Source organism: Mesobacillus sp. QJM3NY_10 (assembly GCF_056173465.1).
This window is the reverse complement of record NZ_CM149675.1, coordinates 2,322,761-2,349,139: the sequence shown is the minus strand read 5'-3', so window position 1 is coordinate 2,349,139 and position 26,379 is coordinate 2,322,761. Positions and strand designations below refer to the sequence as shown.

General features: G+C 42.0%; 31 protein-coding genes and 1 pseudogene. 4 read left to right on the top strand and 28 right to left on the bottom strand.

Annotated elements, in window-relative coordinates; genetic code table 11:
- Positions 1-27: 27 nt before the first annotated feature.
- Together AC0VX7_RS11860 and AC0VX7_RS11855 are read right to left on the bottom strand one after the other, a co-directional pair.
- Positions 28-195 (bottom strand): hypothetical protein, encoded by a 168-nt coding sequence (locus tag AC0VX7_RS11860; RefSeq protein WP_475428012.1) that lies wholly within the window; start codon positions 193-195, stop codon positions 28-30.
- 108 nt (positions 196-303) lie between these two features.
- The gene (locus AC0VX7_RS11855; RefSeq protein ID WP_475428011.1) at positions 304-1,194 is read right to left on the bottom strand and encodes an acyl-ACP desaturase; all 891 of its coding nucleotides are present in this window, start codon (positions 1,192-1,194) and stop codon (positions 304-306) included.
- A 218-nt stretch (positions 1,195-1,412) separates the two neighbouring features.
- Here AC0VX7_RS11855 and AC0VX7_RS11850 point away from each other — a divergent pair, with 218 nt between their 5' ends.
- Both AC0VX7_RS11850 and AC0VX7_RS11845 read left to right on the top strand, forming a co-directional pair.
- Positions 1,413-1,589, top strand: coding sequence for a hypothetical protein (locus AC0VX7_RS11850; RefSeq protein WP_215029701.1), 177 nt, complete (start codon positions 1,413-1,415; stop codon positions 1,587-1,589).
- A 15-nt stretch (positions 1,590-1,604) separates the two neighbouring features.
- Positions 1,605-1,934: pseudogene (locus AC0VX7_RS11845) on the top strand (redoxin domain-containing protein); the annotation flags it as partial.
- 104 nt (positions 1,935-2,038) lie between these two features.
- Here the strand turns inward: AC0VX7_RS11845 and AC0VX7_RS11840 are convergent.
- From AC0VX7_RS11840 to AC0VX7_RS11805, 8 genes are all read right to left on the bottom strand, one after another.
- Positions 2,039-2,401 (bottom strand): VOC family protein, encoded by a 363-nt coding sequence (locus AC0VX7_RS11840; RefSeq protein WP_475428010.1) that lies wholly within the window; start codon positions 2,399-2,401, stop codon positions 2,039-2,041.
- Between the two features lie 42 nt (positions 2,402-2,443).
- On the bottom strand, positions 2,444-3,232 hold the full coding sequence (locus AC0VX7_RS11835; protein WP_475428009.1) for a helix-turn-helix domain-containing protein: 789 nt from the start codon (positions 3,230-3,232) through the stop codon (positions 2,444-2,446).
- A 327-nt stretch (positions 3,233-3,559) separates the two neighbouring features.
- The gene (locus tag AC0VX7_RS11830; RefSeq protein WP_475428008.1) at positions 3,560-3,994 is read right to left on the bottom strand and encodes an acyl-CoA thioesterase; all 435 of its coding nucleotides are present in this window, start codon (positions 3,992-3,994) and stop codon (positions 3,560-3,562) included.
- 42 nt (positions 3,995-4,036) lie between these two features.
- Positions 4,037-4,333, bottom strand: a complete 297-nt coding sequence (locus AC0VX7_RS11825; RefSeq protein ID WP_475428007.1) for a hypothetical protein — start codon at positions 4,331-4,333, stop codon at positions 4,037-4,039.
- Positions 4,321-5,361 carry a thiamine pyrophosphate-dependent enzyme gene (locus AC0VX7_RS11820; RefSeq protein WP_475428006.1) on the bottom strand — a complete coding sequence of 347 codons (1,041 nt, stop codon included), beginning with the start codon at positions 5,359-5,361 and terminating at the stop codon, positions 4,321-4,323. Before AC0VX7_RS11820 ends, AC0VX7_RS11825 begins: the two co-directional genes overlap by 13 nt.
- Positions 5,361-6,605 carry a phenylglyoxylate dehydrogenase gene (locus tag AC0VX7_RS11815; RefSeq protein WP_475428005.1) on the bottom strand — a complete coding sequence of 415 codons (1,245 nt, stop codon included), beginning with the start codon at positions 6,603-6,605 and terminating at the stop codon, positions 5,361-5,363. The genes AC0VX7_RS11820 and AC0VX7_RS11815 overlap by 1 nt, the downstream gene beginning before the upstream one ends.
- Complete coding sequence (locus AC0VX7_RS11810; RefSeq protein WP_475428004.1) at positions 6,605-6,901, bottom strand: 4Fe-4S binding protein; 297 nt, start codon at positions 6,899-6,901, stop codon at positions 6,605-6,607. Before AC0VX7_RS11810 ends, AC0VX7_RS11815 begins: the two co-directional genes overlap by 1 nt.
- A 7-nt stretch (positions 6,902-6,908) precedes the next feature.
- A complete protein-coding gene (locus AC0VX7_RS11805; protein WP_475428003.1) occupies positions 6,909-7,484 on the bottom strand; it encodes a 2-oxoacid:acceptor oxidoreductase family protein in 576 nt (191 codons plus the stop codon).
- Between the two features lie 334 nt (positions 7,485-7,818).
- On the opposite strand from AC0VX7_RS11805, the gene AC0VX7_RS11800 reads away from it, so the two are divergent.
- Positions 7,819-8,430 carry a Crp/Fnr family transcriptional regulator gene (locus AC0VX7_RS11800; protein ID WP_475428002.1) on the top strand — a complete coding sequence of 204 codons (612 nt, stop codon included), beginning with the start codon at positions 7,819-7,821 and terminating at the stop codon, positions 8,428-8,430.
- Positions 8,431-8,541: 111 nt separating this feature from the next.
- On the top strand, positions 8,542-9,177 hold the full coding sequence (locus AC0VX7_RS11795) for a Crp/Fnr family transcriptional regulator (RefSeq protein WP_475428001.1): 636 nt from the start codon (positions 8,542-8,544) through the stop codon (positions 9,175-9,177).
- 98 nt (positions 9,178-9,275) lie between these two features.
- Here the strand turns inward: AC0VX7_RS11795 and AC0VX7_RS11790 are convergent, their stop codons facing one another.
- The 18 genes from AC0VX7_RS11790 to AC0VX7_RS11705 form a co-directional block, all read right to left on the bottom strand.
- Positions 9,276-10,592, bottom strand: coding sequence for a TRAP transporter large permease (locus AC0VX7_RS11790; RefSeq protein WP_475428000.1), 1,317 nt, complete (start codon positions 10,590-10,592; stop codon positions 9,276-9,278).
- Between the two features lie 17 nt (positions 10,593-10,609).
- Positions 10,610-11,134, bottom strand: a complete 525-nt coding sequence (locus AC0VX7_RS11785) for a TRAP transporter small permease (protein ID WP_475427999.1) — start codon at positions 11,132-11,134, stop codon at positions 10,610-10,612.
- Between the two features lie 106 nt (positions 11,135-11,240).
- Entirely contained in the window at positions 11,241-12,263 is a 1,023-nt protein-coding gene (gene dctP / locus AC0VX7_RS11780) for a TRAP transporter substrate-binding protein DctP (RefSeq protein ID WP_475427998.1), read from the bottom strand.
- Positions 12,264-12,908: 645 nt separating this feature from the next.
- Positions 12,909-13,097 (bottom strand): 4-oxalocrotonate tautomerase, encoded by a 189-nt coding sequence (locus AC0VX7_RS11775; protein ID WP_475427997.1) that lies wholly within the window; start codon positions 13,095-13,097, stop codon positions 12,909-12,911.
- Between the two features lie 51 nt (positions 13,098-13,148).
- Positions 13,149-14,429 carry a TRAP transporter large permease gene (locus tag AC0VX7_RS11770; protein ID WP_475427996.1) on the bottom strand — a complete coding sequence of 427 codons (1,281 nt, stop codon included), beginning with the start codon at positions 14,427-14,429 and terminating at the stop codon, positions 13,149-13,151.
- On the bottom strand, positions 14,426-14,956 hold the full coding sequence (locus tag AC0VX7_RS11765) for a TRAP transporter small permease (protein WP_475427995.1): 531 nt from the start codon (positions 14,954-14,956) through the stop codon (positions 14,426-14,428). The genes AC0VX7_RS11770 and AC0VX7_RS11765 overlap by 4 nt, the downstream gene beginning before the upstream one ends.
- 18 nt (positions 14,957-14,974) lie before the next feature.
- Entirely contained in the window at positions 14,975-15,988 is a 1,014-nt protein-coding gene (locus AC0VX7_RS11760; RefSeq protein ID WP_215029686.1) for a TRAP transporter substrate-binding protein, read from the bottom strand.
- Positions 15,989-16,167: 179 nt separating this feature from the next.
- On the bottom strand, positions 16,168-16,965 hold the full coding sequence (locus AC0VX7_RS11755) for a 2-keto-4-pentenoate hydratase (protein WP_475427994.1): 798 nt from the start codon (positions 16,963-16,965) through the stop codon (positions 16,168-16,170).
- 3 nt (positions 16,966-16,968) lie between these two features.
- Positions 16,969-17,997: a 4-hydroxy-2-oxovalerate aldolase gene (dmpG, locus tag AC0VX7_RS11750; protein ID WP_475427993.1), complete on the bottom strand. Its 1,029-nt coding sequence runs from the start codon at positions 17,995-17,997 to the stop codon at positions 16,969-16,971.
- 21 nt (positions 17,998-18,018) lie between these two features.
- Positions 18,019-18,897: an acetaldehyde dehydrogenase (acetylating) gene (locus tag AC0VX7_RS11745; RefSeq protein WP_475427992.1), complete on the bottom strand. Its 879-nt coding sequence runs from the start codon at positions 18,895-18,897 to the stop codon at positions 18,019-18,021.
- A 12-nt stretch (positions 18,898-18,909) separates the two neighbouring features.
- Entirely contained in the window at positions 18,910-19,689 is a 780-nt protein-coding gene (locus AC0VX7_RS11740; RefSeq protein WP_475427991.1) for a 2-keto-4-pentenoate hydratase, read from the bottom strand.
- Positions 19,690-20,063: 374 nt separating this feature from the next.
- Positions 20,064-21,524, bottom strand: a complete 1,461-nt coding sequence (locus AC0VX7_RS11735; protein WP_475427990.1) for an aldehyde dehydrogenase — start codon at positions 21,522-21,524, stop codon at positions 20,064-20,066.
- The gene (locus AC0VX7_RS11730; protein WP_475427989.1) at positions 21,521-22,000 is read right to left on the bottom strand and encodes a RidA family protein; all 480 of its coding nucleotides are present in this window, start codon (positions 21,998-22,000) and stop codon (positions 21,521-21,523) included. The genes AC0VX7_RS11735 and AC0VX7_RS11730 overlap by 4 nt, the downstream gene beginning before the upstream one ends.
- 4 nt (positions 22,001-22,004) lie before the next feature.
- On the bottom strand, positions 22,005-23,015 hold the full coding sequence (locus AC0VX7_RS11725; protein ID WP_215029653.1) for an amidohydrolase family protein: 1,011 nt from the start codon (positions 23,013-23,015) through the stop codon (positions 22,005-22,007).
- A complete protein-coding gene (locus AC0VX7_RS11720) occupies positions 23,000-23,539 on the bottom strand; it encodes a 3-hydroxyanthranilate 3,4-dioxygenase (protein ID WP_102262678.1) in 540 nt (179 codons plus the stop codon). The genes AC0VX7_RS11725 and AC0VX7_RS11720 overlap by 16 nt, the downstream gene beginning before the upstream one ends.
- 39 nt (positions 23,540-23,578) lie before the next feature.
- Positions 23,579-24,136: an NADPH-dependent FMN reductase gene (locus tag AC0VX7_RS11715; protein ID WP_475427988.1), complete on the bottom strand. Its 558-nt coding sequence runs from the start codon at positions 24,134-24,136 to the stop codon at positions 23,579-23,581.
- A 33-nt stretch (positions 24,137-24,169) separates the two neighbouring features.
- Positions 24,170-24,706: an FAD synthetase gene (locus AC0VX7_RS11710; protein WP_475427987.1), complete on the bottom strand. Its 537-nt coding sequence runs from the start codon at positions 24,704-24,706 to the stop codon at positions 24,170-24,172.
- Positions 24,707-24,727: 21 nt separating this feature from the next.
- On the bottom strand, positions 24,728-26,209 hold the full coding sequence (locus AC0VX7_RS11705) for a 4-hydroxyphenylacetate 3-hydroxylase family protein (RefSeq protein WP_475427986.1): 1,482 nt from the start codon (positions 26,207-26,209) through the stop codon (positions 24,728-24,730).
- Positions 26,210-26,379: the final 170 nt, after the last annotated feature.

The following is a 26,379-nucleotide window of genomic DNA, read 5'->3' as shown; positions in this document are numbered from 1 at the left end:
ATTTTTTGATGGAGCAACTATTGAAATCTAGCTGTCTCGCCTTTTTTTCAATGCGAGTAAATATGTACTCGCACCCATCAAAATGCCGCCTGAAACACCGATAGCGGCACCAGTCATCACCCAAATAGTGGATAAATAGATACCTGCCATGTACATAATCAAACCGACGATAAACAGTAGCATTCTCTTATTCATAAGAACTCCTTTTATTGAATGTCTTCTATAGACTACTTCTACAATAATTGGAAAATACCTTTTGAAATAAAAATGGAACCAGAAGTCACCTAGCTGGTTCCATTTTTTCTATTTATTTTTATAAAACCTCTCCCTGACCCTTTTCAATCGTGCGTGGTAATTTAGAATATCCAGCCTAGCCTTTTCAGCTTCTGGGGCTATTGGCCTTAGGTTTTCGATATCCCAGTAATCGACAATCACATCAAGCACCTGATCGAAATACTCCAGTGGGCCGTAATTCGCCTCTTTAGCGATGATGGCCATCCGGTCTTCAAAGTCTGGCATGACGGCACCTGGCATTTTAAAGTTCATGATGACATTGCCCAGGTAGTAGCAATAATTAGGCTCTAATTCTAGGTGGTATTTGATTACATCTCGATAAAATGCGTAGTGAAGCGTCTCATCCTTTGCAAGACGGCGAAGAAGCGTGGCCAATTCCCGATCATGCGGACCTGCTACCTTCGCGACATTATTGTAAAACACCATCGTCGCCAGCTCTTGCATCGATGTGTAGACCATCGTCTCAAATGGCGTATGAAAATCCGGATCCCAGCCATTCTCCAATGTCATTTTATGTAATTGATGCAGTCGCATTGGTTCAACATTTCTGGTTATTAACAGATACGTTTCCAGCAAATTTGAGTGCTGGTCCTCTTCTGCCGTCCATGTATGGACAAAATCTTTGATGACCGTTAAAGATCCCTTAAATGTCTGATCCAGATAAGAAGTAAACCATGGAAGGTTCACCTCGGTTAGCAGCGCTGTTTCAATGGCAGTAATAACCGGTGTCGGCAACGTGACCTGGCTTTCATCCCAGGGAACGCGTTTAAAATCCATTGCCTTATCCCACGGCAAAAATTCATGGTAGCCCCAGTCGATTTTTTCAGCACGATTCTTATGTTCCTCATAAAGTTCTCTTATCCTTGGCTCGAGTCGGAAATCCAGGTGGTTCGTCAGCAAAGCAGTCCCTCCAAATTAAATACTAGATATTATGACCTGTTACTAATTATAACTTTAACATATTTTCTGAATTTTAACTAAATGGAAGGCTCTTTTTTATAAAAAATAGGAATTTAGGAGGAAGGAGTTGCCCATTCGATACAAATTCTTCATAAATGGTATAATGAGTTTTCAGCAAAACCATATATACTGGAAGAAAATACATAAGGAGGTGCACCTTGAAGAAATTAGCTTTTTTAATGATGTTATTAATGATAGGAGCTTTCCTAAGCGGCTGTTCTGAAGATAAATCTGAATCAAAAGGCCTTTCCCTGCCTGATGAAAACGGTGAGGAAGTATCCTTCGAAAATATGGAAGAGCCTGCGCTGGTTTTCTTTTTTACGGGAGTTGGTTGAGACTTCTGTAAATCGCAGCTGGTCGAGCTGCAGAACCGTAAAGAATCATTCAGCCAGTTTCCTGGGAACATTTACGCCGTAAGCGCATCGTCTGTAAAGGAACATAAAGCGATGAAAGAAGAGTTGGGACTTGATTATCCAGTCATCTCTGATGAGAAATTAAAATTGATCAAGAAGACAAACATGTCGGACCCGGAGTCTCCAATAGCAGTACGAGGCTTCGCTGTTCTTGATAAAGACGGCACTGTCCTGCATTCCCAGCAAATCGATACATTCGGCATCGAAGCGGAAGGAATTCTTCCATACGCTGCGGATATCGCGAACGGTGAGAAACCAACTGAATAAAAGCGATAGAACCACCTTCTGTGAAGGTGGTTCTTCAATTTTTTCATTCTGATTACCTCATCAAGAACAAATGGGAAACCGCCAACTAATGGAGCCTCCAAAAATTACTTAAAATTCGAAAACTCCACAAGCTCAAGTTGGTTTCCGAATGGATCTTCAATCACATTGTACCTACCTGGCGGACACGGCTTGGATTCCTCAAAAAGAATCATTGCTCCCTTCTTGCGCAGGCGTTCAACATCTTCATCAATATTCTCAGAAAGGATCCCTAGTAAAACCTTCTGCCCTGCCAAATTGCTGGCTTCGTCACTTTTCTCCAATACAACTGGAACCTCTTTATGTACCAATGACACGATATTTTCCCCATAATGCTTGGACACTTCAAAATCTAGCACCTCTGTATAGAATTCAAGTGCTTTTTCCATGTCTCCAACCTTAATCGTCAATACACAAACTTTGTTTAACATTAAAATCACTCCTTTTTCATAAAATTAACACATTATAATAGGTTATTTTTCTTCTAGTTTGCTATCTTTTTCAAATAAAAGACTCGGCAAATTAATCAAGATTGGCGGGTCATACGGCAAAGGTTCGCGCATCTTTATATGGACTTTGCAGATATTATTTTCAGAGATTTCAACAGGGCAGTCAGCTTTCCCGCGCAGATTCTTGGATAGCAGAAAATAATCCCGAGGATTAAGGCTCCATGGAATTGCAGTTGCCAGAGCATAATAGGTTCCAGGTGGGACTTTCGAAAAAACACACTCCTTTTTGGTTCCTCTTAAGGCAATTCCCACCACTGGTCTTTGGTCTGGTATCGGCCGAGGGAACAACCCTACAAAAATGAAGCCTTTGAAGAACACTGGAACTTCTAGCGTGCATCTGACTGCGGGTGATTTTACAGAAACAGGAATTTCAAGATTGACTTCATCGTAGTCATTAATAAACCGATGAAGTTTCACTGCACTGTTTTGAAATTGTTTGGGTGACAGTCCGACAAATTGCTTGAATTTTGAGCTAAAGGTACCAAAACTTTGGAAGCCTATATCCATTAAGGTTTTGAGAATTGAGCGGGATGACGGCTCTATCAACATCTCCTTTCCCGCCTCAATTCTCAAAGCGGAGAGAAAGTGTCTGGGAGAAACGCCCGTGACATCCTTAAACACTCGTGTAAAATGATATAGACTATATCCAGCCAATTCTGCCAATTTTTCAGAGGTGATTTCCTCTTCGATATTCTTTTTCATGTATTCAATTGTTTTTGAGATTACTTCAATTTGTTCTTTTGTAGTGGACATTTTGTCACCTTACCGATAAAAAGGTCAAAAATAACCTCTAGAGTATATGCTTATCTTAATTATTCTCTATAAATATCAAAAATTCCTTTTCTATCCATTTTTTTAGACTTTAAAATTCAATATACTTTTAGAAAAATGACTTATCATCTCTATTCCAGTATTTCAAAGAGACATAAAAACTAAAGGATTACTTTGTAAAATAACTTCTAAGAATGAGTACTATAAATCAAACTCATGAAAAAAGGCCTCCACTCATATAATATGTGCGGAGACCTATTTACTCTCTTATCTTATTACCAAAGCAACTTCTGAATTTTTAGAGTATGCTTACCTCTCAACTGATGTTGCAGGCATTACAGCCATCATTTTAGATCGCACATCATCAGGAATAGTGCAGGCTTTAAGGTTCCCTTCTGGACTGAACTGTACCCATGATCTCAACTCATGCCCTTTTCCAGTTAATTCGTTGCCTTTGTAAACCTCATGTTCCATCCGAAAAACCTTTTCTCTAACTTCCGTAACTCTTGTCACTACTTTTATTTCATCACCGAAATAGAGAGGTTTATGAAAACTGCAGCCCACATCCAAAATTGGCAAGGCTATTTTATCTTCAAACATAAGTTCTTTTAGCGGGATTCCGATTGATTCGAATAAGGTATGACTACCGATATTAAACCAATTAAAATAGTTAGGATAATAGATTATCCCAGCCATATCTGTGTCACCCCAGTGCACTTTCAAGTTTACAGTATGTCCTGTCATACTATTTCACTCCTATACTATTTTTTGAATTCTTTTTAATTCTTAGGATGTGTTGTTGTTCTTTAACCATTTTAAAAATTCATCATCTGACAACTCTTTCATTGTTTTTTCAATTTCAAGCTTTCTATACCAGGCAGCTTTACGAGATTTCCCATAGTATTCTTGGTGAACTAGTTTCCCTGATTGATCCTTTACAAATAAAGTGGTTTTCCCTATTCGAATTGCTTCTCCAGCACTAAACAGTTTTTCGAAAAGATATACAAACGGCATTCTCCAGGCATGTGCTGTCGCTTCAATTACAATTTCATATGAAGTTTGTTCTTTTTTTAAATCTTGCATAGCTTTTTAAACCTTTTGTAATTTGCATCAACATTTTGTTGTAATTCTGCTAGATTTTGTTCTGTCAGATGGGAGTATTTTTGCATTGATTTAGTATATTCTCTAATCGGCCGGCGTTTCAAAACCTCATAAGTTAATCTGAATTTTCCATCTTCATATTCCCAAAGGGGGTAAAGATTTGTCTCTACAGCAAGTTTTCCCACTTCTATCGTTTTCTCTGTAGGAAACTTCCATCCAGTTGGACATCCAGAATATAAATGAATATAAGACATTCCATTCTTCACTTTCATTGCCTTTTTTAATTTCGCAATATAATCATGCATATATGAAGGGTTGGCTGTTGCAACATATGGAATATTATGCTGTGCCATAATCATAGGCATATCTTTTCCTTTTTGTGACTTCCCCTGGGTTTGTTCACCTACAGGAGTTGTTTGAGTCCATGACCATTTCGGAGTGGTACCGCTTCTCTGTACACCAGTGTTCATATACGCTTCATTGTCATAGCAAATATAAATAATATTTTCTCCTCGTTCAGCTGCACCCGACAATGATTGGAATCCTGCATCTGCAGTTCCGCCGTCTCCCGCAAAAGCTACGACATTAATATCTCCACGACCCTCACGGATGTATTTTCTTTTAATGCCAGCGAGCATTGCTGCTGTATTATCAAGCAGGGGAAAAAATACTGGAATCTTCGCCCCTGCACCACCATTGAATCCTACAGCACCAATTCCCCCCATACAACCTGGTGGTATTGCGAGAATTGTATTAGGGCCAAGAATTCGCAGTGTAGTGCGCAATGCTAATTCTGCATGACACCCCAGACAGGCAGAATTTCCAGGTGACAACAAATCTTGTACTTTTGTAATCTCTTTATAAACTTCTTTTGTTTTCTTTTCTTCATTAAATATAAATCCAAAGCGTTTCTTTGTGAAAAACGCATCATTCTTTTCTAGTGTAGGTCTTGCACCCTCAGGAATTGTTGAATAATTTGTGTTATCCCGTATACCGTCATTAACACCCATTAGCCACTCACTCCTTTCAACTTTAAACTTGTATCCTTATCCATACTAAATAATGTCTCAACATCAATTTGATCTAAGCCGAACCAGGTAACTTCTTGAAATTCTCCGCCTTCTGCCACATGTTGAGTAATCACAATCGCTTGTTTAATTTGTTCCATTGTTACATCCGAACCTCCAAGACCGCCTATAAAATCTATCATAGGTGGCATCTTTAAGCCTCCAAACACTGTCTTTAACTCAAGAAAGCTGATACCCATTCCTTTGGCAAATGAGACATTCCGATCAATTACACCAATAGCTTTTATATTGACTAACGCCTTGCGTATTTCTTCATCAGGAAACGGACGAAGAACTCGAATACGTATCATTCCCACTTTGATGCCATGATTACGCATTTCATCAATCGCTACTCTGGCTGTACCTGCGGGACTCCCCAAACAAACCAAAGCTATTTCAGCATCTTCCATTCTATATAGATCAATTAAACCTCCATAATCGCGGCCAAACATTTCTAACCATTCTTGTCGAACTTCCTCAATAATCTTTTTTGACATATGCATAGCTGTCACTTGCTTATGGCGAAATTCGGTAAGCATTGGTCCTGGGGTTAATGGGTCTACTGCTATTGGATTATTTGGGTCCAGTTTCACATGAGTAATGTTCGGTTTCGGCAAAAACTTATCTACTAGTTTTTGATCTGGGATTTCAACCCTCTCTGCCATATGGGAAAGTGAAAATCCGTCATAGCAAACATTCACCGGAAGCAAAACATCATTATTCTCAGCTACTTTATATGCTTGGACTATGGAGTCCAGAATTTCCTGACTGCTTTCACACCAAATCTGAATCCAGCCTGCATCTCGTACTGTTACGGCATCCTGCTGTCCGCCCCAAACAGTTTGGGGCGATATGACTTCCCTGGTTACAAGCGCCATCACAATAGGTAAACGCATCGTACTCGTTCTAATATATGGTTCATACATAAGCGCAAGTCCCTGTGAGCTAGTTCCTGTAAAAGTTCTCGCACCAGCTAATACCCCACCTTGTAACACACTCAAAGCTGAATGTTCACTTTCCACCTCTACAAGATCGGCATCTATCACTCCATCTGCTACAAAAGATGCCAAATATTCAACAAGAGGGGTTTGGGGTGTTATAGGGTAGGCTGCCATAAGGTCTGCTCTAGCCAGTTTGGCACCCCAAGCAGCTGCTTTATTTCCATTTAAAACATCTACTTTACCCACTATTCAGTTCCCCTTTCTTCAAACATTGTTATCGCATTGGCAGGACATACCTCAGTGCAAATTCCACATCCCTTGCACCAGTCTAAATCGGTATCATAATGAGTGCTTACTTCAATTTTGCAGCCAACAGGGCAATAGATATAGCACTCTGAACATCGCTTGCATAAATCAGGATCGGTTACCGGTCTCTGATACCTCCACAGACCAGTATTTACTACATATAACCCTCGTCCTACTGAAGCAATACTTTCTCCTGTTTCTTTATATTCCTTTTTCAATACTAAAGTTTGATTCATGATCTAATCACTTCGCTTTCTTTAATATCTCGGTTCTTACCGTTACCTCCACTTCGTTATAACCTCTTTCTACTGCAAGTAAATTCTTCTCAATCACCTTATCTGGAAAGAATCCACTGATGGCATGTTGAAGTGAATCTAATTTCACTAGACCAGTAGCCGATGCAAACGCACCAAGTAATATCGTGTTCGTGATAGGAGCTTTGAAAACATCTAGAGCAATTCTATTTGCATCTACAGTCGCAAGGGTTTCCAAAACCTCTGGAAGATCACTATGCACTAACGTTTTTCGTGAATTCAAGATGGCGAAACCACAATGTTTCATCCCTTCAAAAACAGGTAATTGGCTGATTAAAGATTCATCCAAAACAATAATTCCATCCGGCTCATAAACTTGCACTCTCTCCCTAATCGGTTTATGATCCAACTTAACAAATGCCTGGAGTGGTGCTCCCCGCCTTTCAAAGCCATAAGCTGGTATCGATTGTCCATAGTTTCCTTCTCTAACCAAGGCATGGACTAATAATTCTGAAGCCATTACCGCTCCCTGTCCGCCACGACCGTGAAACCTAATCTCTTTCATATAATCACTCCTCAATTTTAATTTACTAATTATTCTAAATTTTTCATATTAATCATTTAACATATCCTTTATTATTAATTTGATTTGCGTTATATTTTTGCATCGTCGCACAGTCAAGCAATCAACTTAGTTTTTAAATCAACGAGGGCTTTTACTGGATTCCAATTCATCAAACAAATTTTTCCTAGCTGACATATTTCAGTTCCTGTTTAATTAACAAATTTATTGTAAGCGCTTTACTGTACTCCGGTTGTATTATATAGTAATGTAAACAATATTTTGAATTTACTGACTTTTAAAAGGTGTTAACATTGTAATGGAAAGGATGGTAAATATGCAGATTACATATTCCTGGGAGCCTTTTATTTCCTATGGACAAAAAAAAGAGATTAAAAAAAATACAACCCTATATAGCCAAGGGGAAATTGGAAATGGCTTTTATTATTTACATGAAGGAGAAATTCAAATTAAAATGCTTTCGGACAAAGGGGATGAAAGAATAATAGACTATATTTCACCAGGAGAACTACTAGGTGAGCAAGGAGTTAAGGGAGAACCATACTTTACAACCGCAAAAATCACAAAACCTTCTACCATTTTCTTTTATTCTAAAGATGATCTGCAAACGATATGCAAGAAACACTCCGCCGCATCAGATATTATTTTGAATTCATTAGTAAAAAAAGTACGTTTATTAGCTGAAACAGTTTCTATACAAGATAGCTCAATGGAGCATCAATTGGCTCACATCATTTATAAACTCTACAGAAAAACCCAAAATCCCTGCATAAGCATCGACCAAACCTCTCTTTCAAACTATATAGGTACATCAAGAGTTACAATATATAAAATCCTACAACAATGGAAAGAAAATGAAATCGTAAATATTACTGATCGGAAAATCTGGATTATTAACGTAAACAAATTCCAAGACCTTCTGTATTGAGAAGGTTAGATTATGATATCTTTTAATATTGCTTTCTTTTTTGTCGCCATCTCTTATCTCTCTATGGCTAAGTAAGGTTTTACATTTACAAAAGAAATGAGGAGACTCTCAATGAAAACAATGATTGAACACTCTAATACAAAAAAATGGGATCAATATTACGAATTCGGTCAACGTATATTTTTCAAAAGAAATTCGATAATTTACGAGCAGGGAACGATAGGCAACGGTTTTTACTATATTCACAAAGGATTGATAAAAATTGTGACTACAAAGACAAAAGGAGGAGAAAAAATACTAAGCTTAGAAGCATCTGGACAATTATTTGGAGAGCAAGCCATGGACCAGGAACCCTATTTTTCAACTGCTATAGCAGCAGATGATTGTGTCTTATATTATTTTTCAAAAGAGCAATTTAATGAAATCATTATTAGGGATACTGAAATGTTGAATCTATTTATGGATTCTACAATAGGAAAAATTCGCATTCTGGCTGATGAAATATTAGCCAAAGGACTTACAGCCCAACAAAAAATTGCATTGACTTTAATTAAAATCTGCACGACATGTAATACTGACAAAATTTTTCTAACTCAACAAGAAGTCGCTAACTATACAGGATTAACTCGAATATCTGTATACAAAGTTTTTAAACAATGGAAAGAAGCAGAAATTATAGATGTAGTAAATCGGATGGTTATCGTAAAACAACCAGATGCATTGAAAAAGCAAACTGTTAATTTGTAGAATATATTTATTGTAAATAATTTACACAGAAGAAAGCTGTCTTTTAGTTTTATAAAAGACAGCTTTTAAAATTGCAATGGAGCATTTTTTTACCTTAGCTAATTTTTCATAATTTCTGGCAGCCAGGTCGCTAATTCAGGGAATAAAAACACCAGGATGATAAGTACAATGTCTAATGCAATAAATGGAAAGGATGCACTGTAGATTTCCTTCATCTTCGTACCTTGAGGCGCTACCCCCTTCATTACGAATAGGCCTACACCAAATGGGGGTGAGATTGCACCAATTTCGATCGTAATCAACAGCATTGTTGCAAACCATAGAAGATTAATATCAAGAATCTGAGCTATAGGTATAAACATTGGCAAAATGATCATCATGATTGATAAAGATTCCATGAAAGTACCCATTATGATCACTAGCAAAAGCATGGCAATCAGAATAATTATAGGTGAAAACTGTAAATTTTGAATTAATTCCACTAGATTTCGAGTAACTCCCGAAAAAGATAAAATATGGCTAAAAGCCGTGGATCCAGCGACAATTATTAACATCATCACCGAAACTTTCATTGTACTCGTAAAGGCTTTTTGAAGGCTTGCCCAGTTTAAACGCCCATATAACGCTGCGAGTACAACACTGCCGAATGCACCCATTGCAGCAGCTTCAGTTGGTGTCGCAATTCCAAGAAAAATTAGGCCAACTACTAGAAAAATGATAAATCCGAGTGGCAGAATATATATTATGCTAGTTCTAATTTTCTCCATTAGAGGTACAGAAGACAAAGAATATTTTGGAGCAAGTTCAGGCTGCATTTTAGCCCGTAAAATGATATAAAGCGCAAAAAGGAGGGCCATTAAAATTCCTGGTAAAATAATCGCGATCATAAAGGCACCAATTGAAATCTTACCGATTGATGCCAGCAAAACTCCAAGTGCACTTGGAGGAATCATAACCGCAAGACCCCCGCTTCCAAGAATCGGCCCGATAGTCATCGGCTTTTTGTAACCCCTCTGCTCCATTTCCGGTATCAATGTTGACCCTAATACAGCTGTACTGGCCATTGTAGAGCCAGTAAGTGTCGAGAGTAGGGTTCCACTTCCAACTGCAAGCAAACTCAATCTGCCAGGTAATCTGCCAATCCATTTATCTACGGAATCAATCATTTTGGGGGCGATACCAGTATGAAACATAATTTCCCCCATTAAAATAAATAAAGGAATGGGAACTAGCGCAAATGTAGTTAATGAGTCTTCAATACTTTGTATTAATTGAATAAGTCCATTGCCGCCTCCCCAAAGGAATATTGCTGCGACAATATTTACTGTAAAGAAGGAAAAAGCTACTGGTACACGAATTAACATTAAGGCAATTAAGCCACCAACAATAAGAAATAACACTTGCCACCAGTCCATAGTGCATCCCCCTTTTATTACAAACTCGTCGTTATAGTGTCTATTTTATTTATAGATTTCTGCATTAAGATCGTCCGATAAAGCTTCCTAATAAACTCTAACATTAGAATAAAAGTTCCAAGCGGGATGATCGCCATTACGTAAACCTGAGGGATCTGGAGAGTTGTTAGACTGCGTACATCTCGATATAACACATCGAAAGTCGTTAATGTGCCATACCAAACTATAATGATACATATTAATATGCCGACGATAGCAATCAAAATATCTGAAAAAAAACGTAATCGATTAGACATTATCTCTTCTAAAATATCAACAGTTATATGTCCATTTGAGCGGAGAAGCCACGCTGCACCAAGAAAAGGAATATACAGTAGGATATACTCACTTATCTCATTGACCCACAGAAAGGAATAATTAAATAAATAGCGAGAAATTACCTCCATAACAACCGTAATAGTAGAGATTGCTAATAGAATACCGCCTATATAGGCAAGTACATTTTCTATATAATCAAGCACTCTAGATAATCTATGTAACAATTTACTCACTCCCCTTATTACTAATAAACAGTTGTTAGGGATAACCTTAAATTACGGCTATCCCCTTTATTAAAGAAATGACTTTATGAAGTTCAAAGAACTACAGTTACTCTTTGTACAGAAGTTTTTTAAGTTCTTTAATTTGATCAGGAGTAGATTTTTCTAACGACTCCCACTTCACCTTCTTTACTAATGCCTGAAATTCCTTACTTTCCTCTTGGTTCAATTTTATAATTTTCACACCGGCGACTTCTATTTTCTTTCTCTCTTTTTCATTCAATTCATTAAAGTATGCGATCATTTCAGATTCAAAAGCAGCTGTAAGTTCAAGCATTTTCTGCTGGTTATCTGAAGAAAGTGACTTGAAGGCTTTAGGATTCATCAATATAGTTGCGTTTTGGTTAAGAAAAGGCTCATCGATAAAATATTTAGTTACCTCTGTCCAACCGTTTTCATTCGGTCCTAGCAACGGGAAGCCAAATCCATCGACCATACCTCGTTCAAGAGAGGTATATACATCTGTTGGATTAATATCGATCGGAGTCATTCCTAACGCCTGCATAATATCATGGTATGTTGGATTAGAACGGAATTTAGTATCCTTCAAATCATCTAAGGACTTTATTTCCTTATTGCTCCAAAAGTGAAAAGGTGAAGGACTCAACCATCTTCCCATATAAACTAACCCATTTTTATCAAACCTTTTTGACAAATACTCGAAATACCCATTTTCTCTTTCTTCTTCAGGTGTGTAAGGTGATAGATGCATCGATAGGGATTCTGGCATTAAATGGCCATAATAGGAGCTAACATTGAAGCCTATATCAGCAATACCATTTCTTACAGCATCAAATTGATCTTTGGAAGGAATAGACTCTGGTCCTCCAGTCCATTCAATTTTAACTGCTCCATTTGTTTCTTTTTCTACTTTTTCTATCCACATTGGAACAATGTCCTTTGTTAGCGTATTATCAGTAGGTAAAAAGCTGATTAATTTAAACACCTGAGGATTCTTACTCCCATCACTCTTGGCTGCATCCACTTCCTGATCCTTACTGTTACATCCAGTAAAAACGAAAAGATAAACTATCAACAACAATAAAACCAAAGAGTTTTTTCTTTTCAACATAATTACCTCCTAAAAAAATGAAATTAATAAACTGACCCTTTCTTTGGTATTTGATTTAGTTAATATAAATAATACTGAATATTTAGATATTTTTATATTAATTAGTTAACATTATTTTCACTTAACTTATATCATTAATTAACCAAGTTTAACCTTCACCATCAATGAGGATATGATGTTTTGTAACTAAAAGACTTTCTTGCTCCCAGGTAACATTTACACTACCAATGTATCTGCCGCTGCAGATAATGAGTATGTAAACATCGGAGACTATGAAGGTAATAACCCTCAAAGATTCAAAAATTATTTAAACTGTTTAATTTGATAGAATAACCAGACCCTGAAGATTATTAGAAAACTTTGTGCTAAATACGGACGTCAAGATTTACACTCTTAATAAGAGTAGATAGAACCGTTTCATTTGTCTTTTATAGTTGCTGGGAACATGCTTATTCTAAAAAACTAAAAAACCACCAAATGCTCAAATGCAATGGGTGGTTCTTTATTATTTTGATTTTGTCTTTAGGTTAATTCAACCCAGGATTTTTTTCTTAAAAGATAATTTATATTTCGTTAATTTTCGCTTATCAACTTTTTAGGTAAACTCACGAAACTCTATTTTTGACGTGGTTAAAATACACTTAATTAACACTTATCATCCTTCGTAACTCCGCCAACGCCCCAGTACTTATCAGGCACCGTCTGGACGATCACTCGTACTTGTTCAGGTTTCACTTCAAGTGTCCGAACCGCAGTATCAGTAATCCCGGCAATTAACTCTTTTATTTTCTCATCACTTCGACCTTCAAGAATTTGTACCTGAATAATCGGCATAGCAATCGCTCCTTATCGACAAATTCCGAGTGGTGACAGGCACCGCCCGAATTAAAATCCTAGCAATCGTGGAATGAACAGGGTTGTTTGTTCCCAGTAGGTGACGATGAAGAGCATGGCGATTCCGATTAGAAGCATTGGTGTAACGGCTTTAATCAAGCGTTCGAATTTCACTTCGGCGATGGAGGACACGATGAACAGTCCTGTTCCGACTGGCGGTGTCAACAGTCCGATTGTCAGGTTGATACAGATAATCACACCGAAATGGATTGGATCGATATTGAATCCTGTAACCAAAGGCATCAACACTGGAACAAGGATAATCAGAGCTGCGATTCCATCTAGCAATGTCCCTATTAGTAACAAGAAGATATTAACCAACAACAGGAAAACAAACGGGTTATCCGAAATGGACAACATCGAGTTCGCAATCAATTGCGGAATTTGCTCAAAGGCAATCAGCCAGCCGAATAAATTGGCCATCGCAATCAAGAAGGTAACCGTGGCTGTACCAATAACGGTGTTCACCAAAATCTTCGACAAGCTCTTCCACTTCAATTCTTTGTAAAAAAACATCCCGACGATGAATGCAATCACACTAGCGACTGCAGCGGATTCCGTAGCTGTGAAAGCCCCGCTTAAAATCCCGACAGTAATGACAAATGGAACTAAAATAGCTGGCAGTACCTTCAGGAAAGAGTCGAAGATAGCGCTTAAGCTCGCTCTTTCACTGCGCGGGAAATTATGCTTATATCCTAAATAGGCGATTAAAGAGACAAAGCCGATACCAAAAATCGTTCCCGGAATAATCCCGGCCATGAACAAACCGCCAATCGAAGTTCCAGATAAGGTCCCATAAATGATGAAAATCATGCTCGGCGGAATGATTGGCGCCACGATAGAGCTTGCGAGTGTCAAAGCCGACGAAAATTCCCGGCTATAGCCCTCTTTTTCCATCTCAGGTACCATAACCTTGCTCATCATCGCAGCCTGGGCATTCGCCGATCCAAGAATCGACGCGAGGAACATATTGGCGATAACCGTTACATAAGCAAGTCCGCCGCGGACATGACCGACAAGCATCCTTGCAAACACAACCAGCCTGTTCGTGATCCCACCGCTATTCATCAACTCACCTGTCAGCATGAACAAGGGAATCGCTAACAACCCGAAATTCTCCATCCCCGAATACAGCCGTTGAGGAGTCGATTCGAGCAGCATGGTATTACCAGTTACCAAAAAGTAGACGATCGTTGTCATTCCAAGCACAAGCGAAATCGGTATTCCCATGAACAGAAATACAACGAATGCTAAAACAACCAGTGCCATCATTCTTCTTCACTCTCCTTTGCAGCAGCATGGAGATTCGTAACCATTTCACTATCAATATGCTGATTTTGGATAATATCAAACATATTACTAATTAAATGAATCGTCGCGAACAGCAATCCAAAAGGCAGAATCGCATAAGGAATCCACATTGGAAGCAAAATCGCACTCGATCTTTGGATTGCTACAGATGATGAAGTAATCCAGGTAAAACAATAGAATAATAGAATCGCCATGAATAATAGCATAAAGATATGAGCAAGTACTGCCACCCATTTATTAATCTTTTCAGGCAGATAATCTGTAATCAGCGTTACAGACGCCTGTGTCTTATACTTCAAGCCGAGGCTGCCGCCGATGAACGTTATGTAAATCAACAAGAAAATCGATACCTCTCCCGCCCAGAATAAAGGGTTATTGAATACATATCGAAAAACAACGGCAGCCGCGACAATCACAGCCATTGCAAACATGAGGATAATAGCCAGTTTCTTTTCGAAACTGGCTACCATATTGCTGACGTATTTCACGCATTTCCCTCCAATAGGTTATTTGCGGAATGTGTCGATGAATTCCTGGATCAGCGGATCTGTTGGTCCATATTTTTCATCGAATTGTTTGATATATGGTTCAAACAATTTCTGGTCGATTTCATAGATCTTCATCCCAGTATCGCTTAAAGTCTTTTTGAATTCTTCCTCCTGGGATGCACGTGTGTTAGCTGAATAATCAGCTGCAGTCTTGATGGCGTCGTCAATGATTTTCTTATCTCCATCAGATAGCTTTTCGTACTTATCTTTGTTCATGATCGCAACTGAAGGCCATACCATGTGATTCGTTACCGCACCATACTTGGCAACTTCGTGATACTTGTTCGTAATCGTGGCGTCAAGGTCCATATCCATTCCATCGATTACCCCTGTTTGAACAGCAGCATATACTTCCGGCAATGGCAATGACTCAGGAGAAGCTCCCAGTGATTTATAAAAGTCCTGAAGCGGCGGGCTTGGCGTCACACGGAATGCTAATCCTTTCATATCTTCAGGCTTCTTTACTTCCTTATCCTTGAAAAGCATGACGCGGTTTCCGGCGAATAGATAATCAAGTCCTTTAAGTCCCTGGTCGTCAAGGGTAGCCAATATCTTCTTCGCAATTTCTGTATCGCGTGCTGCATTCGTCTCTTTTAAATCTTCAAAAGCATATGGTGCAAACCAGGCAGTGAACGCTGGAGCGCGTGAACTCATATAGGCAGCAGTAATCAATCCGAAATCTACTGAACCAGAAGAGATTTGCTGAACCATATCAGCTTCACTTCCAAGCTGGCTTGCAGGGTAGATTTCCACTGTCATTCGGCCATCCGAGTTCTTTTCCAGTTCTTCCTTGAATTTTTCCGCGGCTTTATGCCACATATGGTCCGTTGGGGTTATATGCGCAAGCTTGAATGAGTACTTCTCACCAGATCCTGCCGCAGGCTTTGCATCGGTATCATTGCCACATGCAGCAGCCGTCAACACGAGCATAAAAATTAATAGTGTCAGACTAAATTTTCTTAAACCAATCATTTCTCGCACCCCTTTTATGTTTTGTAAACGCTCTCATAAAAAATTTCCCAAGCTGTCTCTACCTGTGATTATAATCACTTTTTACTAGCAAAAGTGTAAAGTGCTTAACATAGAACGTAAATTTTATCTTTATATTTTGAATATTCAAAACTAAAAAAGAAGGCACTTAGTCATAGAAACTAAGTGCTTGATTTACATGTAAAAGAAACGCTGCCCAGTTCGGCGAATTGCACTAGAACATTGTCATTTGGTTCAAAGGCAATCGCCTCTGATACCGCTCCGCTCAGGATGACGTCTCCCTTTTTAATCCCTTTCCCAACCTCACCAAGCTTATTGACTGCCCATGCGACCGATGTTGCCGGGTGGCCCAGGACTGCAGCACTTGATCCGGTTTGGACAACCTGTCCGTTTTTCGACATCACCATACCCAGCTGCCCTAAATCCAAATCATGAGGTGACATCCACTTGCTTCCGATCAGGAATTTTGAAGAAGAACAGTTATCCGCAATCACATCAGCCAGGGTGAACTTGAAATTCAAATAGCGGCTGTCGATAATCTCGATTGCCGGTGCCACGAATTTCGTCACTTCCAACACATCTTCCGCGGTTACGTTGGTTCCTTCCAAATCCTTATCGATAAAAAACGCAATTTCCGGCTCTGCTTTTGGATGGATGAACTCTGTAAAATCAAGGTGCTCCCACTCCAATGCCAGCATATCATCCGTCAGGTACCCATAAATCGCTTCATGGACTCCCATCATTTGCTGCTTCGCTTTGCTCGTCAAGCCAAGCTTCAGGCCTATCTTACGAGACCCATCCTGCTCGCGTCTCTCAATCAATTTTTCCTGAATCGAATACGCATCGGAAAAGCTAAGCTCTGGATAACGGTCGGTCACCTTCACGACTTCGCGGCGTTCTTTTTCAGCAGAATATAAGTATTCCACGATTTCGAGGTCGACACCCTTCGTAATCGTCATATTTTACACCTCCAGCTTCCGGGCTTTGGCCAGTTCAGCAGCGACATCAAGGATCATATCCTCCTGGCCGCCGACTACCTTCCTCTTGCCCAACTCTATTAAAATATCTCTTGAATCGATTCCAAATCTCTGTCCAGCCCGCTCAGCGTGCAGCAAGAAACTCGAATAAACACCAGCATAGCCCAACACTAGACTTCCTCTATTAATCTCCTGCGCTTTCGGAAGCATCGGCCCAACCGTATTCTCAGCGAGATCCATCATTTTATAAATATCGATTCCAAGATTGACGCCCATTCGGTCCAATACGGATAAAAGAACCTCTGTTTGCGCATTACCAGCGCCTGCGCCCAGACAGCGGAGGCTTCCATCAATCCTTGTTGCTCCTTCTTCAATTGCCGTCAGCGTATTTGCGACCGCTAATGAGAGATTGTTATGAGCGTGGAATCCAACTTCGATAGACAATGATTCTCTTAAAGCCGCAATCTTTTCTTTTACTTCATGGGGTAAAAGGGCCCCGGCAGAATCGGTTACATAGACAGCCTTTGCCCCGTAACTCTCCATCAGCTTCGCCTGTTCTACCAATTTTTCAGTTGGCGCCATATGGGCCATCATCAGGAAGCCAAGCGTCTCCATTCCAAGCTCGCGCGCCATGCTGATATGCTGCGCTGAAACATCAGCCTCGGTTACGTGAGTCGCAACCCGGACAAGACTTGCGCCGATTTGGTTGGCCTGCTTCAGTTCATGGACCGTCCCGATTCCTGGCAAAAGCAGCACCGCTACCTTTGAGTTTTTACATTCATCAACCGCCGCTTCGATTAATTTCATTTCATCAACGAGCGACTTTCCATACTGCAGCGTCGAACCGCCCAATCCGTCTCCATGGCTCACTTCGATATAGTGCATTCCCGCTTCATCAAGCTCGCGTGCCACACGGCGTACCTGCTCTTCAGTATATTGATGCTGCATAACATGGCTGCCGTCACGCAGGCAAACTTCTGTAATTTTGATAGGCTTATCACTTTTGCGCTTCAAAATTTCCACCCAGCCTTTCGCTTAGACAATCTGTTTTTCAAGCATATGGATCGCGAAGTCCTCAGCAACCCGCGTCGCTGCTGCTGTCATGATATCAAGGTTTCCAGCATAAATCGGGAAGTAGTCACCCGCACCCTCGACTTCGACAAACACAGTTACCCTGTTTCCATCAAACAACGGCTCCTGCTTCAGCCTGTAGCCTGGTACATATTCCTTCACTGTTTCGACCATCGTTTCAATCGATTTTGTAATCGCAGCTTCATCCATGTTTCTCACTTCGCAATAAATCGTATCTCGCATTAAAATCGGAGGCTCTGCCGGATTCAGGATAATAAGTGCCTTCCCTTTGTCTGCTCCGCCTACTTCCTCAATTCCCCTGCGAGTCGTGATCGTAAATTCATCAATGTTCGCACGAGTTCCCGGACCAGCACTTTTCGAAGAGATAGTGGCGACGATTTCAGCGTAATTGACATCAGCAACTGAATTAATCGCGTGGACGATTGGAATCGTCGCCTGTCCTCCACATGTAATCATGTTCACATTTTTTTCATTCAAATAAGCATCTGTTTGAACAGCCGGAGAGACAAATGGTCCCCTTGCCGCCGGGGTCAGGTCGATGGCCAGCTTGCCCAATTCTGCGAGAACCTTCGCATGCCTGACATGTGTCTTTGCTGAGGTTGCATCAAACACGATGTCAGCCATATCAGGATTGTCTTTCAGTGCCTGAATTCCATTATGGAACGCCAAGTATCCTTTTTCCTTTGCCCGCTTCAACCCATCGGATTCAGGATCAATACCAATCATCGCTGTCAGTTCAATAACCTCGCTTCTTTCCAGCTTATACATAAGATCGGTCCCAATGTTTCCGGAACCTATGATTGCTGCTTTGATTTTCGCCAACCTGCACACCTCCTACTCAAAAGTCACTGACACGGAGCCGACCGGACCAAACTGAGCCGAAACCGTATCGCCTTCCTGCACAGAGATTGCTGCCGAAAGCGCTCCTGGTAAAATCAACTCGCCAGCCTTTAACGTAATCCCAAACTCATAAAGCTTGTTCGCCAGCCATGCAATGGCATGTGCCGGATGGCCAAGCGCCGCAGCACCCGATCCAGTCGCCACCATCTCGTTATTTTTGTGAAAAGTCATCCCAACACTCCGCAGGTCAATTCCAGTTATGTCTGTCATTTGGTCTCCTACTACTACCATAGCGGATGACCCATTATCAGCCACTGTATCGACGAGTCCAATCTTCCAATCCGCAATCCGGCTGTCGATGATTTCTAACGTTGGCACGACATATTTTGTTGCCATCAGCACATCGAGGAAAGTGACATTAGGCCCCTTAAGGTCTTCCCCCAGCACGAAACCAATCTCCGCTTCAATTTTCGGGCTGAGAAAGTTGGACATCTTTACTGTGCCGCCATTCGGCACTTTCATATCATCAAGCAAATGGCCATAATCCGGCTCATCCACTCCAAGCATCTTTTGCATCGCCACACTCGTAAGGCCGACCTTTTTACCAATAACCGTCCGACCTTGTTCCAGCTTTCTTTTTAAAACTTCCAGCTGGACATTGTAGGCATCCGTTACATTAAGGTTTTCGTATTGTGCAGTTAGCGGCGACATGGGATTTTTACTTTTTTCCGCTTCGAGAAGCGTTTCAGCAATCTTCTCTATTGTTGCGTTCATGAAGTCACCCTCCTTTTCTATTAAAATAGTTACTACTATCGTGATGATTTTTGTTTAAAATAGTTTTAATACCAATTGGAATGGATTTAATGCCAATTGTCCTCGATTTAAATACCAGTTGAAATGGTTTTAACACCAGTAGAGTTCGTTTTAATTCAATTTGGAAGGCCATTGTACTGTTGGGACTAAGATAATCTCTATTTACCGAGATTTTATCCCCGTTGATGGAGTAGTTTAAGTATCAACTTTTTATCAGAATAGAGATAATCCCTGTTTTATTGTATTTAATCCCAGTTTCATTGATAATAATCCCAGTTTCCGTAATTATAATCCCAGTTTCGGGTTATATAATCCTAGTTTACCGGTACACCTTGCTAAAGCTTCATCGTAATCGTCTTCGCTTCGGTATAAAACTCGAAGCTGTGCCTGCCGCCTTCGCGTCCGATGCCGCTTGCTTTCGAGCCGCCAAATGGTGTGCGCAGGTCGCGATAATACCAGCAGTTGATCCACAACAAGCCGGAATTCACTTTTGCAGCAACACGATGGGCACGGCGCAGGTCGTTTGTCCAGACAACTCCAGCCAGACCGTACATGGAATCGTTCGCGATTCTAATAGCATCTTCTTCTGTTTTAAATGGAATCACAACGAGCACTGGTCCGAAGATTTCTTCCTGAGCCACGCGCATCTTGTTATCGACATCGTATAAAACAGTAGGTTCATAGAAGTTGCCCTCTCCAAGACTGGCAATACGCTTCCCGCCTGTTGCGAGCTTAGCGCCTTCACCCAATCCGACCTGAACGTACTCATCGACGGTTTCCAGATGGCCCTTTGAAACAAGTGCACCCATATCTGTCTCCTGATCAAGTGGATTGCCGACTTTCAAAGCCTGAGCAGCTTCAACGAATTTTGCCATGAATTGATCGTAAATGCTCTCCTGAACCAGCAAACGCGATCCTGCCAGGCAAATCTCACCCTGGTTCCTGAAAATCGCTTCAATCGATCCCGCAACTGCTTCATCGAGATCCGCATCCTCGAACACGATATTGGCTGATTTACCACCAAGTTCAAGAGAAACGGGAATTAGCTGTGAAGCCGCGTTTTGCATGACCGTGCGGCCTGTCGTACTGTCGCCGACAAATGAAATCCTTCGCACTGATGGATTGCGCGTCATCTCTGTCCCTGCTGTACCGCCAGGACCCGTGATAATATTCAACACTCCAGGCGGCAGTCCCGCTTCATTGGCAATCTCGCCAAGCATGACGGCGCTCAATGGAGTATAGGAAGCTGGCTTCACGACAACCGTATTGCCAGCGGCCATCGCTGCCGAAGCCTTCCAGGTCATCTGCATGAACGGAAGATTCCATGGAATGATCAAGCTTGTGACCCCAGCCGGAGCGTATTTGGAATAAGACATATAGCGAGACTGGTCATAATGCTCATGGTTAATGTAGTTCGCCATCTCGGCAAAAAAACGTAGATTAGCTGCAGCACGAGGGATATCAAACCCACGGCTTTCCTTGATTGGCTTGCCGACATCAAGCGTCTCGACCAGGGCTAATTCATCGACTCTCTCCATAACCAGGTCAGACATCCTGACCAGAATCTTTGTTCTTTCGGCAACTGGCATCTCACTCCAGACGCCGCTTTCAAAAGTTTTCTGTGCGACATCAATTGCGTGCTTCGCATCCTCGACGCCAGCCTTCGCAACGGATGCCAGCTTCTTATTCGTCGAAGGGTCGATTGTGTCAAAAGCCTCCCCAGACATCGCATCACGGTATTCACCGTTAATAAATAGTTTTGCATCTTTTATAGCCTGTGGCTGAGCCAGATTCATCCTAATCCATCCTCCTCATCCTCAACTTCCACGACCATTTCGACCTCGACAGCATTGTTCAAAGGCAGCTGCGCCATGCCGACAGCAGATCGCCCATGCTTTCCACGCTCCCCGAACACCTGTACGAGTAAGTCAGAAGCTCCATTCATGACCTTCGGCTGGTCGGTAAAATCTGGCGAACTATTAACGAAGCCGAGGACTTTTACCACCCGCTTGACCTTACTAAGTTCACCTAATTCCTGCTTCAGCACCGTCAGCAGATTCAGCATGCACTGCCTTGCCGCATCGTAGCCCACTTCAATCGTGACATCCTCGCCAAGCCGGCCGCGGTATTCATTCGTTCCCTGGCCGGATGTGAAAATAAGGTTGCCGGTCCTTACACAGCTCACATAATTCCCTGCCGATTGACGTGGAGCTGGCAAGGTCAGGCCTAACTCTTTCAAACGTTCTTCTGGTGTAACTAAGGCCTTTTCCATAAAATCAACTCCCCACCTTAACAGGAATATTCAAGAACCTGAGCGCGTTTTTACCGAGCATCGCTTCCGTCTGTTCCTTCGATAATCCGACTGTATCGTCAATGACCTTTCCAGGAGGAACCTCCCTCAGCAAAAATGGATAATCGGATCCCATGATGATGCGCTCATGGCCAAAATTCTGAAGTAAATAATTCAGGTTGACCGGTTCATTCACAAGCGAATCATAGTAAAATTGCTTTGCGTAATGACTTGGCGGCTTATCAAGCAATCGCAGATGCGGCCACACCTTCCAGCCCTGATCCAAACGCGGAAGCAAATACGGCAGCGCACCCCCGCCATGAGCCAAACAGATTTTCAGCTTCGGGAACTTATCCATGATTCCGCCAAGGATCAAGCTTGCTCCAGCCAGAGCTGTTTCGCTCGGCATCCCAACGGTGTACATCAAGTTATGGCGCGGCATCCGGTCCTTTCCAAGTGTCTCCCAAGGATGGATGAACAAAGGAACTTCCCACTTCTCCGCCATTTCAAAGAATTCGATGAACTGAGGGTCATCGAGATTGACGCCATTTACATTCGTACCAATCTCAATGCCGCTCAATCCTAGCTCATGCTTGCAGCGGTCCATTTCTCGGATCGCTACCTCAACGTTTTGCAGCGGCACAGCACCTAGTCCAATGAATTTAGTCGGATACTGGCTCACCAGGTCAGCAATAAAGTCATTCTGGACCCTGGCCAAAATTTCCGCTTGCTCGGCCGGAGCCCAGTAAGAGAACGTGACAGGAATCGGAGAAAGAACTTGAATGTCGACTCCTTCTCGTTCCATATCCTTGATTCGCTTCTCGGCGTCCCATACCTGGTCGGTCACCTCACGGAACACCTTGCCGGCAATCATGATATTAGCGCCGCACGCACAGGTACGCTCTAGCGTCGGCCACTTCTCACCGCCGAATCGCTGCGTCAGCTCACTGAAATTTTCTGGGATGATATGCGTATGGAAGTCTACTCGCATTTCCATTCACTCGCTTCTGGCGGCATCATATGTCCACAGTTATCACACTTGCGCAGCTCCTCATTTCCGTTAAAGCTGGCAATCGCTTCCTTCACCTGTTTTTCAATGTTTGTCAGCTGGATGGTCGCGCGGTGCATTTCGTGGTCGCACTCATCGCAGAACCAGACGAAATCCTCGAGTTCACCCTGCGCACGGTTACGCTCAATTACCAGACCAATTGTGTCAGCTACACGGTGAGGAGAGTGCGGCACGTTCGGAGGAAGATGGAACATTTCGCCTTCCTTCACTTCCACGACTTCACGCTTGCCTTCAGCATTGATAACCTCAACATAACAGCTGCCCTGGATCTGATAGAAAATCTCCTCCGACGGATCAACGTGGAAATCACGTCTTTTGTTCGGCCCGCCCAACAGCATGACCATTAACTCTGCATCCTTCCAGATTACCTTGTTATTGACCGGCGGCTTCAGCTGATCCCTGTTTTCCTCAATAAACTTCATAAGATTGATCGGAACAAATTGGCTTTTCATCTCTAATCGTCCTCCTTCAATTCTTGTAAAATGGTAAACTCACTCCGTAACCTTCGCGGTGCTACCCTTTAATGATTTCTGCATATGAACGACTTCGTCGGCTAAACCTGCAATTCGCTTCAGCAAATCTTCATCTACAATTTCATTTTCAGAGTTAAAATGATCGTAATTGGCGTACACATAGCTAGGTGCTACAAACGCTCTAAAGTATCCGGCAATAGGCTTCAGCTGATTTTCAATCACGAGGAAATGCTGGTATGTTCCGCCATTGGCGACGAACCCCATCACTTTATTCCTGAATGCGTCAGGATGAATAAGATCAAACAGATTCTTCAACACTCCTGGAATGGACCCCTGAAAAATGGGTGTCCCGATTACGTAAAAATCGGCAGATGAGACTTTTTCTATCACAGCTCTCGTATCTGCTGAATATTTCTCCGGCGGGCGGCCATCACAAAACTCGACATCATAATCCATCATATCCAGCATTTCCACCTCGATGTCCGGGTACTTCTTTTTCACATCATCAAGCACTTTACGGACAACAATGCCAGTTTTCGCCCCGATGATCGTGCCTGATATCCCAAGCAACTTCATACACTGTCCCTCCTATTCTTGTAAAATAAAATCCTACTTTCCTGCTGGCCAGCCGAGCAGCGAATTCGAAAGGTGAATCTCACCCTCAGAAATAAGCTGACGAATCCTGCTGGAAGAAATCACGCTTCCCTGAGAACAGCGGACTGGATTCGTGACTGAAACCTTAAAATATTTTTCAAGGAGAGAAACATCTCCCATCCGGTCCTTGCCAAAGCGGAAATCGTTGCCGACCATGATTTCAGCAGGATTCAGCTTCGCCAGGCAATCGATGAACTCGTAAGCACTCCGCCCGGCATACACCTCATCAAATCTGGCAACAACAGCATGCCTGGCACCGAGTTTCTCAATTTTCGCCAGCTTCTCCTCGACTGTGGTCAACATCCTTGCTCCTCGAAAAAACACCCGCGGTGGAGGATCAAATGTAAACACCACACTCGGAACCTTCAGTTTCCTGCCTCGTTGCACTGCCTGCCGGATGACCGTTTGGTGCCCTCGATGGACCCCGTCAAAGGCCCCAATCGCGACGATTGATCGAGGCAGTTCCAATGAAGAATAAATATGTGTTTTCATCCGTCCTTCTCCTCCTACAGGTTAGTTTGTAAGCGCTTCCTTGTTATCCAGCTGTGCACCCTTTAACGCTTCGTCAACCATTGTTAACGATGTTTGGCGCTTATAGTTGTTATAGAAAATTCCGCGCTTACGGATTGGATCTCCTGTGTAGTAGCGCTCATATTGCAATAGACGCTGTCCGAACGCCTCGCCGCACAGGTCCCAGGCAAGTTTGAAAATGCTGACGCGTTCCAAAGAAGAAATTCCTTCCCGGCCAACATAGTAATTATCAATCGATCCTCTTAATTCATCACTCTCAAAATCTGCTCCTGTTGGTGACATCAGCAAGCCGCCTGCGCCAACAATCTGCATGACCTCAATTGCCCGCGGATACATTTTCGGCAGCAACCCGCGAATCGTCTCCAGAGGTACATAAGCTGGCATCGCTTCACCATGCTCGGTCATTGTGTGCTCGTATTCCGCAACTTTTAACAATGCCCTGATTGATTCAAGTGATTGTGCGAGTTCACCAAGCTGGTCCTGGACATTCAAGTATCCGTCGACACCGATTGTATCGGCAACCTTCATCGCCACCTGTGTCGCAAACTCCAATTTCACAAGACCGCGAACGCCGGACTGGTGAGCTGGCTGCTGTCCTGCACCTGTCATCGGGTAGAGCTTATTGGCTGCCTCGACATTGTTGTGAAGGAAAACGCGATCCCAAGGAACAACGACATCATCAAACACAAGCAATGCATCCATTTCTTCAAATCTTGAGGCAAGTGGGTGATCGAAGAATGAGCGCTGCCCATCCTGCATTGGCTCGCGGCATATGATGCGCAGTCCTGGAGTGTTGATTGGAATCGCGAATGCCAGAGCGTACTTTTCATCACCAGGTGCGAATCCAGGGAAAGAGTAGATGATTACCTCATCTGTCACCGGAGCCAGCGTTGCCAGCATTTTCGCTCCCCTAACGACCAAACCGTCTGGTGTTTCCTTCACTGCACCAAGGTGTGTGTACGTATCCTTCTGCTCATGTGAATTCTTGCTGCGGTCATTTTGCGGGTTGATGATGGCGTGGGTTAAGAAGATGTCATTGTCACGGATGTATTTATAATAGTTGCAGACATTCTCTGCCCAGTTTTTATTGTATTTTTCAAAAAACCAAGAATTGTAATACATGGATGTCACAACGACGTTCAAGAAATCTGGAGTCCTTCCCATGAGGCCGAATGTTGCCTTCGCAAACGCCTCGAAAACATTGCGGCGCTTGACTAAATCTTCATAGCTTTTTGGTACGAGGAATGCATTATTCACTCGCTCACCGGTTTCCTCACAAACGTGAGTGATCTTATCCTGAAATTCTGGATCATGCTGCATGTCATACAGCTTTGCAATTTCAAGGATTGGCTGCTTGAACACAGGCTCCTCAAATACATTCTCGATCCTTTTACCAGAAAGCCAAACCTCAGGTTTACGTGCTTTAACCGCTTCGATATATTGAGCCCCAGTCCTAATTCCCATATTCACCCTCCTGAAAAATTAATTGAAAATTCATAATGAATTGTAATACTAATTTTTGAACGTAACTGTAGCCTATTTAACGTTTTTTCTAAAATAGTTTTCTTAAAAGTCTAAATTATCTAATAAATTGTAGAATTATTCTAAGATTTCCCCTATGATAATGTTAGATA

Excerpts from the sequence above, each read along its gene's own strand:
- AC0VX7_RS11860 (WP_475428012.1), bottom strand. The coding sequence starts at position 195 with ATGAATAAGAGAATGCTACTGTTTATCGTCGGTTTGATTATGTACATG.
- AC0VX7_RS11840 (WP_475428010.1), bottom strand. The coding sequence starts at position 2,401 with ATGTTAAACAAAGTTTGTGTATTGACGATTAAGGTTGGAGACATGGAA.
- AC0VX7_RS11835 (WP_475428009.1), bottom strand. The coding sequence starts at position 3,232 with ATGTCCACTACAAAAGAACAAATTGAAGTAATCTCAAAAACAATTGAA.
- AC0VX7_RS11830 (WP_475428008.1), bottom strand. The coding sequence starts at position 3,994 with ATGACAGGACATACTGTAAACTTGAAAGTGCACTGGGGTGACACAGAT.
- AC0VX7_RS11825 (WP_475428007.1), bottom strand. The coding sequence starts at position 4,333 with ATGCAAGATTTAAAAAAAGAACAAACTTCATATGAAATTGTAATTGAA.
- AC0VX7_RS11820 (WP_475428006.1), bottom strand. The coding sequence starts at position 5,361 with ATGGGTGTTAATGACGGTATACGGGATAACACAAATTATTCAACAATT.
- AC0VX7_RS11810 (WP_475428004.1), bottom strand. The coding sequence starts at position 6,901 with ATGAATCAAACTTTAGTATTGAAAAAGGAATATAAAGAAACAGGAGAA.
- AC0VX7_RS11805 (WP_475428003.1), bottom strand. The coding sequence starts at position 7,484 with ATGAAAGAGATTAGGTTTCACGGTCGTGGCGGACAGGGAGCGGTAATG.
- AC0VX7_RS11800 (WP_475428002.1), top strand. The coding sequence starts at position 7,819 with ATGCAGATTACATATTCCTGGGAGCCTTTTATTTCCTATGGACAAAAA.
- AC0VX7_RS11795 (WP_475428001.1), top strand. The coding sequence starts at position 8,542 with ATGAAAACAATGATTGAACACTCTAATACAAAAAAATGGGATCAATAT.
- AC0VX7_RS11790 (WP_475428000.1), bottom strand. The coding sequence starts at position 10,592 with ATGGACTGGTGGCAAGTGTTATTTCTTATTGTTGGTGGCTTAATTGCC.
- dctP (WP_475427998.1), bottom strand. The coding sequence starts at position 12,263 with ATGTTGAAAAGAAAAAACTCTTTGGTTTTATTGTTGTTGATAGTTTAT.
- AC0VX7_RS11775 (WP_475427997.1), bottom strand. The coding sequence starts at position 13,097 with ATGCCGATTATTCAGGTACAAATTCTTGAAGGTCGAAGTGATGAGAAA.
- AC0VX7_RS11770 (WP_475427996.1), bottom strand. The coding sequence starts at position 14,429 with ATGATGGCACTGGTTGTTTTAGCATTCGTTGTATTTCTGTTCATGGGA.
- AC0VX7_RS11760 (WP_215029686.1), bottom strand. The coding sequence starts at position 15,988 with ATGATTGGTTTAAGAAAATTTAGTCTGACACTATTAATTTTTATGCTC.
- AC0VX7_RS11755 (WP_475427994.1), bottom strand. The coding sequence starts at position 16,965 with ATGACGATTACGAAGGGTGTCGACCTCGAAATCGTGGAATACTTATAT.
- AC0VX7_RS11740 (WP_475427991.1), bottom strand. The coding sequence starts at position 19,689 with ATGAACGCAACAATAGAGAAGATTGCTGAAACGCTTCTCGAAGCGGAA.
- AC0VX7_RS11735 (WP_475427990.1), bottom strand. The coding sequence starts at position 21,524 with ATGAATCTGGCTCAGCCACAGGCTATAAAAGATGCAAAACTATTTATT.
- AC0VX7_RS11730 (WP_475427989.1), bottom strand. The coding sequence starts at position 22,000 with ATGGAAAAGGCCTTAGTTACACCAGAAGAACGTTTGAAAGAGTTAGGC.
- AC0VX7_RS11725 (WP_215029653.1), bottom strand. The coding sequence starts at position 23,015 with ATGGAAATGCGAGTAGACTTCCATACGCATATCATCCCAGAAAATTTC.
- AC0VX7_RS11720 (WP_102262678.1), bottom strand. The coding sequence starts at position 23,539 with ATGAAAAGCCAATTTGTTCCGATCAATCTTATGAAGTTTATTGAGGAA.
- AC0VX7_RS11715 (WP_475427988.1), bottom strand. The coding sequence starts at position 24,136 with ATGAAGTTGCTTGGGATATCAGGCACGATCATCGGGGCGAAAACTGGC.
- AC0VX7_RS11710 (WP_475427987.1), bottom strand. The coding sequence starts at position 24,706 with ATGAAAACACATATTTATTCTTCATTGGAACTGCCTCGATCAATCGTC.
- AC0VX7_RS11705 (WP_475427986.1), bottom strand. The coding sequence starts at position 26,209 with ATGGGAATTAGGACTGGGGCTCAATATATCGAAGCGGTTAAAGCACGT.